Origin of the sequence: Gelatiniphilus marinus (assembly GCF_042684345.1) — a bacterium.
Taxonomy (GTDB): Bacteria; Bacteroidota; Bacteroidia; order Flavobacteriales; family Flavobacteriaceae; genus Gelatiniphilus; species Gelatiniphilus marinus.
The window spans coordinates 260,647-275,104 of sequence record NZ_JBHULK010000002.1 but is presented as its reverse complement, the minus strand read 5'-3'; the positions used below and the strand labels follow the sequence as shown (position 1 = coordinate 275,104).

Annotated in this window: 15 protein-coding genes; 6 read left to right on the top strand and 9 right to left on the bottom strand. The window is 36.4% G+C overall.

Annotated elements, in window-relative coordinates; all coding sequences use genetic code 11:
- Positions 1 to 87: 87 nt before the first annotated feature.
- Positions 88 to 465 (bottom strand): Na(+)-translocating NADH-quinone reductase subunit F, encoded by a 378-nt coding sequence (locus ACFSQS_RS06310; protein WP_388015810.1) that lies wholly within the window; start codon positions 463 to 465, stop codon positions 88 to 90.
- 63 nt (positions 466 to 528) lie between these two features.
- Between ACFSQS_RS06310 and ACFSQS_RS06305 the strand changes: the two genes are divergently transcribed.
- Complete coding sequence (locus ACFSQS_RS06305) at positions 529 to 981, top strand: Na(+)-translocating NADH-quinone reductase subunit F (protein WP_388015807.1); 453 nt, start codon at positions 529 to 531, stop codon at positions 979 to 981.
- A 123-nt stretch (positions 982 to 1,104) separates the two neighbouring features.
- Here ACFSQS_RS06305 and nqrF read toward each other — a convergent pair whose 3' ends face one another.
- The 7 genes from nqrF to ACFSQS_RS06270 all read right to left on the bottom strand — a co-directional run bounded on the left by nqrF (position 1,105) and on the right by ACFSQS_RS06270 (position 7,762).
- Positions 1,105 to 2,415: an NADH:ubiquinone reductase (Na(+)-transporting) subunit F gene (gene nqrF, locus ACFSQS_RS06300; RefSeq protein ID WP_388017206.1), complete on the bottom strand. Its 1,311-nt coding sequence runs from the start codon at positions 2,413 to 2,415 to the stop codon at positions 1,105 to 1,107.
- A 1-nt stretch (position 2,416) separates the two neighbouring features.
- A complete protein-coding gene (nqrE, locus tag ACFSQS_RS06295) occupies positions 2,417 to 3,178 on the bottom strand; it encodes an NADH:ubiquinone reductase (Na(+)-transporting) subunit E (protein ID WP_388015804.1) in 762 nt (253 codons plus the stop codon).
- Positions 3,179 to 3,292: 114 nt separating this feature from the next.
- The gene (locus ACFSQS_RS06290) at positions 3,293 to 3,940 is read right to left on the bottom strand and encodes an NADH:ubiquinone reductase (Na(+)-transporting) subunit D (protein ID WP_388015801.1); all 648 of its coding nucleotides are present in this window, start codon (positions 3,938 to 3,940) and stop codon (positions 3,293 to 3,295) included.
- Between the two features lie 37 nt (positions 3,941 to 3,977).
- Entirely contained in the window at positions 3,978 to 4,331 is a 354-nt protein-coding gene (locus ACFSQS_RS06285; protein WP_388015799.1) for a four helix bundle protein, read from the bottom strand.
- 47 nt (positions 4,332 to 4,378) lie between these two features.
- Positions 4,379 to 5,122 carry a Na(+)-translocating NADH-quinone reductase subunit C gene (locus ACFSQS_RS06280; RefSeq protein WP_388015796.1) on the bottom strand — a complete coding sequence of 248 codons (744 nt, stop codon included), beginning with the start codon at positions 5,120 to 5,122 and terminating at the stop codon, positions 4,379 to 4,381.
- Between the two features lie 2 nt (positions 5,123 to 5,124).
- Positions 5,125 to 6,351 carry an NADH:ubiquinone reductase (Na(+)-transporting) subunit B gene (locus ACFSQS_RS06275; RefSeq protein WP_388015793.1) on the bottom strand — a complete coding sequence of 409 codons (1,227 nt, stop codon included), beginning with the start codon at positions 6,349 to 6,351 and terminating at the stop codon, positions 5,125 to 5,127.
- A 55-nt stretch (positions 6,352 to 6,406) separates the two neighbouring features.
- Positions 6,407 to 7,762 (bottom strand): Na(+)-translocating NADH-quinone reductase subunit A, encoded by a 1,356-nt coding sequence (locus ACFSQS_RS06270; RefSeq protein WP_388015790.1) that lies wholly within the window; start codon positions 7,760 to 7,762, stop codon positions 6,407 to 6,409.
- Positions 7,763 to 7,930: 168 nt separating this feature from the next.
- On the opposite strand from ACFSQS_RS06270, the gene ACFSQS_RS06265 reads away from it, so the two are divergent.
- Together ACFSQS_RS06265 and apaG are read left to right on the top strand one after the other, a co-directional pair.
- Entirely contained in the window at positions 7,931 to 9,193 is a 1,263-nt protein-coding gene (locus ACFSQS_RS06265; RefSeq protein WP_388015787.1) for a type IX secretion system plug protein, read from the top strand.
- Positions 9,194 to 9,310: 117 nt separating this feature from the next.
- Entirely contained in the window at positions 9,311 to 9,697 is a 387-nt protein-coding gene (apaG, locus tag ACFSQS_RS06260; protein ID WP_388015784.1) for a Co2+/Mg2+ efflux protein ApaG, read from the top strand.
- A 172-nt stretch (positions 9,698 to 9,869) separates the two neighbouring features.
- Here the strand turns inward: apaG and ACFSQS_RS06255 are convergent, their stop codons facing one another.
- Positions 9,870 to 12,005 carry a carboxy terminal-processing peptidase gene (locus ACFSQS_RS06255; protein WP_388017204.1) on the bottom strand — a complete coding sequence of 712 codons (2,136 nt, stop codon included), beginning with the start codon at positions 12,003 to 12,005 and terminating at the stop codon, positions 9,870 to 9,872.
- 200 nt (positions 12,006 to 12,205) lie between these two features.
- On the opposite strand from ACFSQS_RS06255, the gene surE reads away from it, so the two are divergent.
- The 3 genes from surE to lpxB all read left to right on the top strand — a co-directional run bounded on the left by surE (position 12,206) and on the right by lpxB (position 14,456).
- A complete protein-coding gene (surE, locus tag ACFSQS_RS06250) occupies positions 12,206 to 12,991 on the top strand; it encodes a 5'/3'-nucleotidase SurE (protein ID WP_388015781.1) in 786 nt (261 codons plus the stop codon).
- A 64-nt stretch (positions 12,992 to 13,055) separates the two neighbouring features.
- On the top strand, positions 13,056 to 13,337 hold the full coding sequence (locus tag ACFSQS_RS06245; protein ID WP_388015778.1) for a hypothetical protein: 282 nt from the start codon (positions 13,056 to 13,058) through the stop codon (positions 13,335 to 13,337).
- A 3-nt stretch (positions 13,338 to 13,340) separates the two neighbouring features.
- Positions 13,341 to 14,456 carry a lipid-A-disaccharide synthase gene (lpxB, locus tag ACFSQS_RS06240; RefSeq protein ID WP_388015775.1) on the top strand — a complete coding sequence of 372 codons (1,116 nt, stop codon included), beginning with the start codon at positions 13,341 to 13,343 and terminating at the stop codon, positions 14,454 to 14,456.
- Positions 14,457 to 14,458 lie beyond the last annotated feature (2 nt).

Here is a 14,458-nt window from a genome sequence, read left to right as displayed (position 1 = left end):
TGACGTGGCAATCTGTTTAATTTATAGTTATTATCAAAATATTGCGACGTCGTACCTCCTCGCAATAACGCAACAATTCAACTTTTTTTAATTCAAATTAGTTTCTAAAACCTGTATGCCGTTATATTCCATAAGATATTCTTCGTTTAAATATATGGGCAGTTTTTTGTTGTTCACATTAGCCAAACCCACACCCGCATAAAGCACTTTAGCATTATTCTTACGGGCATGTTTTTTAAAGGATTCCATCCAAACTACATCGTAATTATTAGGGTTATCGGGCAATATTACTGCGCGAACAATAACAAAATAATACTGTTTATTTTTATCGATGCACACAAATTGCGGGTGTTTTTTAAGTTTACTGTTTACGGCAATAAACTCGAAACCGCGTTGCTCTAAATCTTTCCCAACGTGGTTCATGGCTAAATTGTGCAGTTCTTGATTTGTTAGTGGCTTGCCCATAATGCAAATTTAACATTATTAATTCATATTTTTTTTGTAATTTATATACCAAATTTTCAATTTATGAAAACTTCTTTTCGTTTAGAATCTGCAATAAAAAAACTTTATACAGCCTATCATAGCAACCAACTGTTTCCCGAATGCTGTAAACAATGCGCCGTTGGAAATATACTGGATAAAACCGATGGATGGAAACATTTATCTGATTACCACGGTACATTACAGCTTAATTATATTGGGCGGGTTCACCAGAATTTAGGAAGAAAATTTAATGGCTATTCCCCTTTGGAATTATTGCAGATTGAAGCTGTTTTTTTAACTGCTTGTGGTTATCAATTACCGCTTAACCATAAAAATAATAAACCTAAAAACCCCAAAGATAACGATGTGTTGTTTGATGGTTTGTGTGCTGTTATTAGCTATTTATGTAAATTGGACGACCTTAACAATGTTATGGAATACACAAAACTCTTTGAGGTTGAACATAACAAGCCCAAGCACGAATTACAGGTTTAGCTTTAAGCTTTTATAATTTGGACATAAAAAAACCCAATACTTTCGCATTGGGTTTTAATTTAGTTTTCAATCTAAAGATTTTATGTTTTTCAAAAAAGAAAAACTTAGAATGACAATTAAGTTTTAGCCTCCAAAGTCATCAAATCTAATATGCTCGTCTGGGATACCAAAATCTTCTCCCATTTTCTGAACGGCCTTGTTCATTAATGGCGGGCCACAGAAATACAGCTCGATGTCTTCTGGTGATTCATGATGGTTCAGATAATTATCTATCACACAATTGTGAATAAAGCCAACAAATCCATCGCCCTCTTCGTCGTTAATATCTTTTTTTACTTTCCAATTATCTTCTGGCAAGGGTTCAGACAAAGCTAAGTAAAATTTAAAATTAGGGAATTCTTTTTCCAACTCGTTAAAATGATCTAGGTAAAAGAGTTCTCTTTTAGAGCGCCCACCGTACCAATAAGTTACTTTTCTGTTGGTTTTTAGGGTTTTAAAGAGGTGATATAGATGCGAGCGCATGGGTGCCATACCTGCTCCACCGCCAACGTATAGCATTTCGCTTTCAGATTCGTTTATAAAAAACTCTCCGTAAGGCCCGGAAATGGTTACTTTATCACCTGGTTTTTGGGCAAATATATACGATGAAGCAACACCTGGGTTTACGTCCATCCATCCGTTTTTATTACGATCCCATGGTGGGGTTGCAATACGTACATTTAACATGATTTCTCGTCCTTCAGCAGGAAAAGAGGCCATAGAATAGGCACGTTCTACGGTTTCGGTATTTTTCATTACCAAAGGCCAGAGATTGAATTTGTCCCACTCTTCTTGAAACTTATCTGGCGAATCGTGCTCTTCGGGATGTGCTGTTATGTCTATATCCGAATATTTTATTTCGCATTCCGGAATTTCAATTTGTATGTAGCCGCCTGCTTTGTAGCCCATGTCTTCGGGGATTTCTACAACAAACTCCTTTATAAATGAGGCTACATTGTAGTTGCGCACTACGGTGGCTTCCCATTTTTTAATACCAAACACTTCTTCTGGAATGGTTATAACCATATCTTGTTTAACTTTTACCTGACAGGATAAACGCGCACCATCTTTTAATTCTTTACGGGTAAAATGAGGGGTTTCTGTGGGCAACGCCTCTCCACCACCTTCTAGAACGTGGCATTCGCACTGTATGCAAGTACCGCCACCACCACATGCCGATGGTAAAAATATTTTTTGTGCGCCTAGAGTGGTTAGCAGGGTGCCACCAGATGCTACTTCGATTTCCTTTTCGCCATTAATGGTTATTTTAACGGGGCCAGAAGGCGATAGTTTTTGTTTTACAACTAATAGTAATGCTACCAACAACAACGTTATAACTAAAAAGGCTGTTACCGTTGCTATAATTGTTCCTAATGTACTTGCGGCTAAAATCATATTACTCATTTACTTTTATGTTGTTAGCAACTACTTTTTTTTCAGACGTTTTGGCTGTGCTCAACGTAATATTTTCTTTTGCTTCTTTATTTACCGAAGCTGTTTGTTCTTGCATTGGAGCCTCTTCATCGCCTCCGGTTAGCATCCCTCCAAAACTCATAAAACCAATGGCCATTAAACCTGTAATTATAAATGTAATTCCTAAACCTCGTAAGGCAGGTGGCACGTTTGAATATCTAATTTTTTCACGAATTGCTGCAATGGCTAAAATTGCTAAAAACCAGCCTATACCTGAGCCTACACCATAATTTAATGCTAAACCTAAGGTTGCTATTTCTCGAGATTGCATAAATAACGAGCCTCCTAAAATAGCACAGTTTACCGCAATTAAAGGCAGGAAAATACCAAGTGAGTTATAAAGTGAAGGTGAGAATTTCTCGACTACAATCTCAACCAATTGTACCATGGTTGCAATGGTGGCTATAAACATGATAAACGATAGGAAACTTAAATCCATTCCTGAAAAGCCTTCGCCATCTGCACTTCCATCAACCCATTTTAAAGCTCCGGGTTGCAAAAGGTACTGATCTAACAACCAGTTTAAAGGTACCGTTATTGCTAATACGAAAATTACAGCAGCACCAAGTCCAACGGCTGTACTTACTTTTTTAGATACGGCTAGGTAAGAACACATCCCGAGGAAGGTTGCAAACACCATGTTATCTATAAAAATTGATTTGAAAAATAATTCTACATGTTCCATTTTCTTATGTTATAAGTTCATTAAGTTATAAGTGCCTAAAGTTTTCCTATAATTATGTTTTTCTTTTTTCAACTTTAAGTATTTAAGGCACTTTATACTTCAAGTACTTTCTAATTAATGATCTTCTACTAATGCTTTATTTTTTGTGCGTTGTACCCAAATAATGATTCCAACTACAATTAATGCCATGGGCGATAATAGCATAAACCCATTGTTTTCGTAGCCTATGGCATACAAACCTGTTTTTTCAATAGGATCGCCTAGTACTGGTATTCCTAATAAGGTACCAGAACCAAGTAATTCTCTAAAAAAGCCTACAATAACTAGTATAACGCCATAACCAAGAGCATTACCTATGCCATCTAGAAACGATCTCCATATGCCATTGCCCAGAGCGAAGGCCTCAAAACGTCCCATAATTATACAGTTGGTAATGATTAAACCAACAAATACCGAAAGTGTTTTACTTAATTCGTAAGCGAATGCTTTTAGTACTAAATCTACTATAATTACTAATGTAGCTACAACAATTAGTTGCGCTATAATTCTGATTTTTGATGGTATTACATTACGCATTAACGAAATAACCACGTTACCAACGCCCATTACAAATAGTACTGAAATAGACATTACTATTGATGCTTCTAATTCTGCAGTAATTGCTAATGCCGAACAAATACCCAATACTTGAATAGTAATAGGGTTATTATCTGCTAATGGATCTAGTATTAATTTGCTGTCTTTTTTTGAAAGTAAGCCCATAATTTTAAGTGTCTAAAGTTTTAAGTACTTAAAGTGTCTAAAGTTTATTCGCAATAGATGTGAAAATTGCTAGTAACTCTTTAGCTTCTTTTCTTAAATCATTAATTTCATTTTTATTTATCCAGTTAATTTCTTCTATAATTTCTAACCAATAATCTGTTTCGCTTGCTTCTCCTAAGCTAATTTTAATTTTATTTTTAAAATCTTTTTTGCTTCTACTTCTATTGGCTTCTCTATAATTAGCGCCTATACTTGTTCCAGACTTTGTTAGCTGGTTTTTTACAACTAAAGACTCTGTTGTTTTAGGTAAACTTACTGACAAATTTATAATTTCAATTGCAAACTTTACTGTTCGTTTTTCTAATTTTTCAGCAAACTCTTTATTTGTCATTTTAACTTTAAGTATTTAAGGTACTTAAGTACACTTTCTACTTTATTCTAGTTTTTTAAAGTTTCAAAATATGGCACATAAAGCTTTAAATCGCTTCTTATCATTGCCGATACGCCATCGCCAGTAATGGTTGCTCCTGCTATGGCATCTACTTCATTATCTGTTTTATCTTCGTTTTTTGGATCTGCATTCCCTTTGGCAACGTCTATACCTTTAAAAACGCCATTGTTCATTAAATGCTCTCCAATAAAATCGTCCATAAAGTAACGTTGCTTTATATTAGCCCCTAAACCTGGGGTTTCAGCTTTATGATCAAAATAAGCACCTTTTACTACCATATCTTTGTCCATGGCTACATAGGCCCATATTGCATCCCAGAGGCCTTTCCCTCTAATTGGAGCTATATAATACGTTTCGCCATCTTTTTCGCCAACAAATAGCGGCAGGCGTCTTGCTTTACCTGCTTTGGCATTAGCTTGTTCTTTTTTTACATCGATTAGGTAGGCTTTATCGTTTTCAGACACTTTACCGTCTTGGATTACCAGCTGTTTTTTTATGTATTTTGAAAACAACTCTGGAGCATCTTTGGTTGACACAAAATTAGCAGTGGTTTCGTCGTTATCGTTAACGCCCATAGCGTACAGGATGTTTTGTTGTTTTTCCAAACGTTGGTTTTCAACAATTATGGGTTTTAAGGACGAGGCTAAAAAGGCTAATAGGGCGCCGACCACAATAACCATAATTGTGGCAAATATTATGGTGTACGAATTTTTATCTGTTCTTTTTTCCATCGTTATGCTACTTTAGCTTTTAAACGTTTTAGTCTTTTCTTTACATTGCCTTGCACAACGTAATGATCGATTGTTGGAGCAAACACATTCATCAATAAAATGGCTAGCATAATTCCTTCCGGGTATGCCGGGTTGAACACACGAATCATAACGGCAATAAATCCTATTAAAAAACCATATATCCATTTTCCTTTGGTGGTTTGCGATGCGGTTACAGGATCGGTAGCCATAAATACTGTACCAAAGGCAAATCCGCCTATTAGCAGGTGGTGCCACCATGCCGTGCTCATTAACCCGAAGAATTTACTGCTTTGGGCAATCCAACCAGCATCTACAACAGCATTAAATATCAAGCCCATAACTATGGCCCCCAAAACAGAAGATAACATAATCCTCCAGCTTCCTATTTTAGAGAAGATTAAAAACAAACCTCCTAAAAGGATGAGCAAGGTTGAAGTTTCACCGATAGAACCTGGAATAAAACCAAGAAACATATCTGAAACCGAGTAGGCTACTTCTTTACCTTGTGCCAAATACCCTAACACGGTTTCGCCAGAAATGGCATCTAGATTTTCTCCGGCCGCTATCATTTTATCGCGCTCTACGGCTCCGTGCACCCATACCTTATCACCAGTCATCCAAGTTGGATAGGCGAAGAATAAAAAAGCCCTAATGGTTAATGCTGGGTTTAAAATATTCATTCCGGTTCCTCCAAATACTTCTTTGCCAATTACAACACCAAATGCTACAGCTACGGCAAGCATCCAAAGTGGAATATCGACGGGTACGATAAGTGGTACGAGCATTCCGGTTACCAAATAACCTTCTTCTACTTCGTGCCCTTTAATTATGGCGAATATAAATTCAATACCCAATCCAACACCATAGGAAACGATTAATATGGGCAGTATTTTCCAGAACCCAACTAAAAAGTTATCCATGGTCCAGAATTCTGGACTAAAGAAACCTCCGGCTGCAGCTTGAATCTCTCCCAATGCCAGGTGGTGCTGATAGCCAGCATTGAACATTCCGAAAATCAAACAAGGTACCATGGCCATAATAACGGTATTCATGGTACGTTTTAAATCGTCGGCTACTTTTATATGAGTCCCATTGTGCGTGGTCTCGTTTGGCAAGTATAAAAATGTGTGAATGGCATTAAATGCGGGCAACCACTTTTTATTTTTATTCTTTTCCTTAAATTTATGTAAATTCTCTTTTAAACCCATTTGTTTAAGTTTATTGTTTTAAAATGTCGCTTCAAGAACTTTAGCCACCGGTATATTACCCAATTTCTTTAAGCATCAAGTCCAACCCGTCTCTAATAATTTTTTGATGGGGTTGCTTAGATACACAAACAAATTCTGTTAAGGCAAAATCTTCGGGTGCTACTTCGTACATGCCCAAAGCTTCCATCTCGTCTAAATCTTTGTACATGCAAGCTTTTAATAACTGCATCGGATAAATATCCAGAGGAAAAACGGCTTCGTAAGTCCCAGTGGTTACAAATGCACGATGCTCGCCATTGGTGTTGGTGTTTAAATCGTATTTTTTCTTTGGGTTTAACCAAGAAAATGTCATGGCTCTTGATGTAGAAATTTTGTTAAAAATGGGCTTGTTCCATCCAAAAAACTCGTAATCATCACCTTCGGGAATTATTGTAATTACATTGCTGTAATAATCTAAACTACCATCGGGCTGCACTTGCTTGCCACTTAAAACATTGCCAGAAATAAGGCGTGCATGGGCGTCTTTAGCAATGCCCTTATCGTAAACCATAGTAGCTATTTCGCTAGCTATTTTAGTTTTAAAATATCTTGGTTTTTCAACTAAAGAACCAACCAGCGCTACAATACGTTCTGCATTAAATTTACCGGTTAACAAAAGTTCTCCAATAATAACCAAGTCTTGCGGATTTACCGTCCAAACCACTTCGCCTTTATTTACAGGATCTATTTTATTAATTTGTGTACCCACATTACCCGATGGATGCGGTCCAGAAACTTTATGAATAGTTGCACCAGAAAGATTGGCTAATGGCGAATTAGAGTTTTTACCAACTGATATATGCACCTTACCTTCTGTTAGTTTGGCAAGTGCTGTAACTGCGGCCTGCAATTCTGCTTTTTTGCCTTGCAGGGTAAAATCTAAATCGGCTGCTAGTGGCGCACTGGCATAACCAGAAATAAAAATAGCTTTTGGCGATTGGTCTGGTTTTGCTATTACATCGTATGGGCGTTGTTTTACAAACGGCCAACAACCGGTAGCCAACAAATGTGCTTTTACCTCATTGGGTTTTGCAGCATCTAGATTAAATTTACCATAGTCTTGGTAGGTTTGTACTTTATCTGCTTGTATTTTTACAGATAATATTTTGCGTTTTTCGCCACGAACAATATCTACAATCTCACCAGAAACAGGAGAAACAAACTTTACGTTTTCGTTGGATTTATCGAAAAAAACGGGCTCGCCCGCTTTTACTTTAGCTCCAACTTTAAAAATTAATTTAGGAATAACGCCGTGGAAGTCTTCAGGTCTTAAAGTATAAAAGTTGCTTAAAATAGCCTGTTCTAAGGTTTTTTCAGCTTCACCTTTAAGTTTAATGTCTAGACCTTTTTTAATGCGAATGTCTTTTGACATATTTATTTTTATTGAAATTAGTTGTCTAAAAATCCGTGCAAAAATACGAAATAATAGATAAAAAAATCATTCTAAAAAAACCATGTCTATTATTTATATCTATTCTAAATAACAAAACGCACTTGGGCATTATATTTGTTTATCTTTATGCAAAAAAAAAATCTAAAAATGTTATTAAACGTTAAACAAACCATCGTTTTTTTATTTTTTCCAACATTGCTTATTTCGCAAGTCAAGGAAGTTAATCCGCCAGATCACATCAAAACAATTGCATTTAAAGGCAATACCAAAGAAAGCCAATTGCCTATTGTAAAACTTGGCGAGTATATGGTTTTGGAATTTGATGCCCTAAACGGCAAAGAAGAAGATTATTACTACAAAATAGAACATTTTAACTTTGATTGGACACCTTCAATTTTGGTTAAATCTGAATACATGGACGGATTTGACAATCAGCGGATTAGAGATTACGAAAATTCGTTGAACACCTATCAAATTTACTCGCATTATAAACTTACCATTCCTAATGCGCAAACCAAACGCTTAAAGGTTTCGGGCAACTATCTAATAAGTATTTTTAATGATGACGACGAACTTGTTTTCTCTAGAAAATTTATGATTTACGAGAACAAAACCAATGTAGGCGTTAGCATTAAGCGCTCTAGAGACTTGCATTTTATAGAAGAAAAGCAACGTGTAGATATTGTTATTTCGTCAAAGAACATGCCATTTAACAACCCAAAACAAAATGTAAAAACGTTAATAATTCAAAATAATAATTTGAATACAGCTATTTCTAATTTAAAACCACAATACACCATTGGGAATAAACTGATTTACAAATACGATACCGAATCTAGTTTTTGGGGCGGAAACGAGTATTTATATTTTGAAAACAAGGATATTAGAGCCGCAAATATTGGAGTAAGGCAAATAGATTTAAAGGATCTGTACCATAACTATTTATTTACCAATACGGAAAGAGCAAGTAAACCCTACACCTACAACCCCGATATTAACGGTAACTATTTAGTAACCCATGTAGATGCCGACAACCCGAGTATTGAGGCCGACTATGTTTGGGTTCATTTTTCGTTATTGGCTCCAAAAAATTATCGTGGTGATGCTTTAAAAAACAAAACCATACACATTTACGGCAACTTTAACAACTACACAGTTGATGAAAGTACCAAAATGATTTACGACGAATACAATTACGTATTCACAAAACAATTGTTACTAAAACAAGGCTTTTACAACTATAAATATGTAGTTCTTAATAGTGGTCAACTAGACCAAGGCGCAATAAGCGGCAACTTTTACCAAACTGAAAACAATTACAAAGTGGTTGTATATTACCGGGATTTAGGCGCACGTTACGACAAAATAATTGGTTTGGGTGAGGGCAACTCGGTAAACATCTCCAATTAGCACCCAATAAAAGCACCGTTTAACCCATATTTTTAATCATTGATGCCAAATATTGCTATTGTAAATGTAATATTTATTAATTTAGCCCACAAAACCCATTGTATATCAACAGTTAACATGGTTCAACAAGTAACAAGTGGCATAAAAATCTCGGTCGAAACCAATTTCGAAGGCTCGTTTTATAAGAACTATAAAATAAACTATGCCTTTGGCTATACGGTAACCATTGAAAACCAAAGCAAAGATTCGGTACAGCTAAACTCGCGCTATTGGGTAATCTTGGATGCCCTTAACCATACTGAAACTGTTTCCGGCGAAGGTGTTATAGGCCTTAAACCTGTTTTAAAACCAGGCGAATCTCACACCTATACATCGGGCTGCTTGTTAACCTCGCCTTTTGGCGCCATGCTAGGGCATTATAATATGGTAAACTTTACCACTACCAAAAAGTTTCAAGTTGCCATACCCACATTTAGGCTAAGCGCGCCTTTTGCCATTAACTAAACCATACTTTCTCAATTAAAACAGTTTGTTTTCCATGGTAATGCCAATAGGCATTTAAATTCGTTTTATACCAGATATTACACTGTAAAAAACCAAAATAAACAATAACCCGATTTGGGCGTTACCTTTGGCTTACTTAGACTCCGCTATACACAGCTCGCTTACTTGTATCCTAATCTTTTACAGTAGCTACTTTTTTAATGGCGTAAGACATTTTTAAATCCTCCAACACATTTAATGCCTCCTCGATATAAACATCTTTACTTAAGCTTTGGTGCCAGCGTTGGCGTTTTTCTTTTAAATCTGTAGTATCGCTTTCAAAAAGGCTACGCTCGTAAGCGTGCGATGAAAACGTTAGGTTGGTTTTGTACTCGGAAATGGCTTCAAAACGCTCAGATTCTTTTTCGTTCAATTCATTTTCTGCTTTATAAGCCATGTATTTTAAGGGCACTAAGGTTTCGTCAATCTTACTTTTTACCCATTTAGCATTGTCTTCAATAAGTTTTAATTGGGCATTATTTTGCATGCGCTCTTTGCTGCGTTTAATGGTTTTGTCGTAATCAAAATACCCGTCCCACAGACTATAGTTGGCAGCATCAATCTCGTCCCAAGGCAAAGGGTTTTCCTTATCTTTTTCACCCACATCTATAAAGCTAAATCGCCCTGGCACTGTAACATCGCTCTTTACGCCTTCCAACTGTACCGACCCCCCATTGATTCTATAATATTTTTGTGTTGTTAATGCCAATGAGCCCAAATCTCCAGCAGAACTGTTTCTAACAATGGTGTTTAAATTCACCACATTTTGAACCGTTCCCTTCCCGTAAGTTTGTTTGCTACCAATAATAATGGCGCGCTTGTAATCTTGCATGGCAGCAGCCATAATTTCTGATGCCGAGGCCGATATTTCGTTTACCAAAATAACCAATGGCCCGTCCCAGGTAATGGATTTATCTTTGTCTTTTAAAACCTCTTTGGGTTTAGTTGTCGAGCGTACTTGTACAATAGGGCCTTCCTCAATAAACAGGCCTGCCATATCTACAACGGCTGGCAAAGAGCCTCCGCCATTGTTGCGTAAATCAAGGACCAATCCCTCAATTCCTTCGGCTTTTAACAGTTCGATTTCTTTTTTAACATCTGCGGCAGCATTTAATTTTTTATAGTCTTTAAAATCTAGATAAAATGAAGGCAGATTAATAACTCCGTATTTTTTGTTATTTTTTTCTACCCAGGACGATTTTGCATAGGTTTCGCCTAATTCTACAATATCCCTGGTTATGGTAATGTCTTTGATGGTGCCATCTACTTTTTTTACGGTTAAGGTTACTTTAGTGCCTTTTGGCCCTTTTATTAACTTAATGGCATCGTCTATTCGCATACCTACTATACTAACCGAGGCGTCTTCATTTTCTTGCTTTACTTTTAATATAACATCTCCCATTTCGAGTTCTTTACCGCGCCAAGCAGGACCGCCGGAAACTAGGTATGTAACTTTTATATAGTCCATTCGTTTTTGAAGTCCGGCACCAATACCTTCAAGTTTACCAGACATCCGTTGGTCGAAAACCTCCTTACTGCGTGGCGCTAGATAATAGGTGTGCGGATCGAACTGCTCTACAATAGCGTTTACAAAAACAGCAAAGTAATCTTCGCGTTTTAAATCGTCTATATTATCGTTAAAATATATGTCTAACGATTTTAAGGTGGCCTCGCGCGCTTCTTTTTCAATAACCGTTTCGGTTTTCATGACATACGAGGGGTCTTTTTCTTTGGCTTGTTTTTCCTGTTGGTAAATATCGTCGTAATTGCTAAGGGTTGAAAACTTAAGCTGTTTTCTCCAGCGTTCTTTTAACTCTTTTCTGTTTTTGGCGTACGCGGTGTTTTCTGAATTGGTATCGAAAACCTCATCTTTTGTATAGTCGAATGGTTTAGACAACACCTCTTTGTATAACGATTTGGCTTCTTGAATACGCTTTAGCATACGCTGGTGAGTTAGGTTGAAAAAGGTAAGGTCTGATATTTTCAACTGATCGTCGATGGTTAATTTATAGTTTTCAAAATCCTTAAAATCAGATTCGTAAAAGTAACGTTTTAAAGGATCCATGGTTTCAATATAACCCGTAAACAACTCTTCGGAAAAGGCATCATCTATGGCAATAGGATCAAAATGAAGTTGTTGCAACACGTTTTTTATTATGTGTATTAACATTTTGTCTTTATCAGAATCATCAAAAGATTTTGTTGTAAAACTACAGGATGCAAATGCCAGTAGCAGCATTAACAGCAGTACTTTATAATTCCTCTTCATAATATTTTTCATGGGTTTATCTTTTTCTTGAATATTAAAAAACAACTATGATGCAATATATCAATTATTATTTTTTTCACTAAAATAAAGAAAAAACCATGCCAACTAACGCTGGGGCTACTAATTTTTTGTTAAAGGAAAGAAATTAAGTGTTTACTGGCTAAATTATGTATTTTAGCGAAGTTTTTACAATCAAAATTATGACAAAAAAACCACTGATTTTAGTTACCAACGACGATGGCATAAACGCCCCTGGCATTAGGGCCTTAATTGAAGTAATGAACACCCTGGGCGATGTAGTGGTTGTTGCACCAGATAGCCCGCAAAGCGGTATGGGGCATGCCATTACCATAAACTCGACCTTATATGTTTGGCAAATTGACAACGCAAATGAACCGCAATTAGAACATTGCTGCTCCGGCACTCCAGCAGATTGTGTAAAACTTGGGGTTAGGGAGATTCTGGACAGAAAACCCGATTTGTGCGTTTCTGGCATTAACCACGGATCTAACTCCTCTATAAACGTTATTTATTCTGGCACCATGAGCGCTGCTATTGAAGCTGGTATAGAAGGGATTCCGGCCATTGGTTTTTCGTTGTTGGACTATAATTGGAAAGCCAATTTCGAGGCCTGCAAACCCTTTGTAAAAACCATTACCGTAAACGCTTTAAAACACGGCATCCCAAAAAATGTGGTTTTAAACGTAAACATACCAAATGTTTCAAAAGAAAACATAAAAGGCATAAAAATTTGCAGACAGGCCAAAGCCAATTGGGTGGAAGCCTTTGAGAAACGACAAAATCCGCAGGGGCGCGATTATTATTGGCTTTCTGGAAAATTTGTTAACTTAGACGACGGCAAGGATACCGACGAATGGGCACTGGAAAACAATTACGTATCGGTAGTACCAACACAATTCGATTTAACAGCGCACAAGCACATAAAAACATTAAACAACTGGAATTTAAACCCCAACGGATTATAAATAAACCAATAACAAATTAAATAATTTAACTACCTAACAGCAAACAGTTGCAAAATTTAAGCACATGAAAAAAGAAATTTTTATAGGCATGCTAGTAGGGTGTGCAGCAAATATAATTGGACTCATTTTAGCAGCAACCCTTTTAGGCGGTGGAGACGATTTTACAACTGTTATTAAAAGTGCCGCATTAGAAGGCTTTTTGGGTAAATTAATAAGTTTAGGGGCAATTTTAAATCTGGGGGCCTTTTTTATCTTTATAAAAAAGAAACAAGATTATCGTGCCAGAGGTGTTTTATTAATTACTGTTTGTATTGCCGTTTTTACCTTTGTTTTTAAACTCTTTTAAACAATGAAATATTACATTATTGCTGGCGAGGCCTCGGGCGATTTACATGCCTCTAACCTAATGAAGGCATTGCAAAAACAAGATGCAAATGCCAATTTTAGGTTTTGGGGCGGCGACCTTATGCAAAATGTTGGCGGCACCTTGGTAAAACACTACAAAGAGCGCGCATTTATGGGTTTTATTGAAGTTATAATGAACCTCAATAAAATATTTAAAGACATAGCGTTTTGTAAAAAAGATATTGAATCTTACAATCCAGACGTTATCATTTTTATTGATAATTCGGGGTTTAATTTGCGCATTGCAAAATGGGCAAAACAAAAAGGTTTTAGAACGAATTATTACGTTTCGCCACAAGTTTGGGCATCCAGGGCCAATAGAGTACATGCCATTAAAAGGGATATTGATGCGATGTACGTTATCCTGCCTTTTGAAAAAGAGTTTTATAAAGATAAATTTAATTACAATGTTACTTTTGTGGGCCACCCGCTAATTGATGCCATTGCCGATAGAAATCAAGTTAACGAGTTTGAGTTTAGAAAAACCCACCAACTAACAGACAAGCCCATTATTGCACTTTTACCCGGCAGCCGAAAACAGGAAATTACCAAAATGCTTGCGGTAATGCTAAGTTTGGTTAACGATTTTCCGGATTACCAATTTGTTATTGCAGGGGCGCCAAGTCAAGATTACGGGTTTTACAAAACCTTTATTAAAAACTCGACTGTTAGCTTTATCGATAATAAAACCTACGATTTATTAAGTATTTCAACAGCGGCATTGGTAACTTCGGGCACCGCAACATTAGAAACGGCATTGTTTAAAGTACCGCAAGCGGTTTGTTACAAAGGCAGTAATATTTCTTATCAAATAGCAAAACGCATTATCACATTAAAATATATTTCGTTGGTAAATTTAATTATGGACAGAGAAGTGGTTACCGAGCTTATTCAAAACGATTTCAATAAAAAAAGATTAAAGCAAGAATTGGAACTAATACTCAATTCTGAAAAACGAAAACAGTTGTTTTTGGATTATTACGATTTAGAAAAAAAATTAGGTGGTAAAGGCGCCAGCGAAAAAACAGCAAAACTTATTTACAAATCTTTACAGTCTTAGTT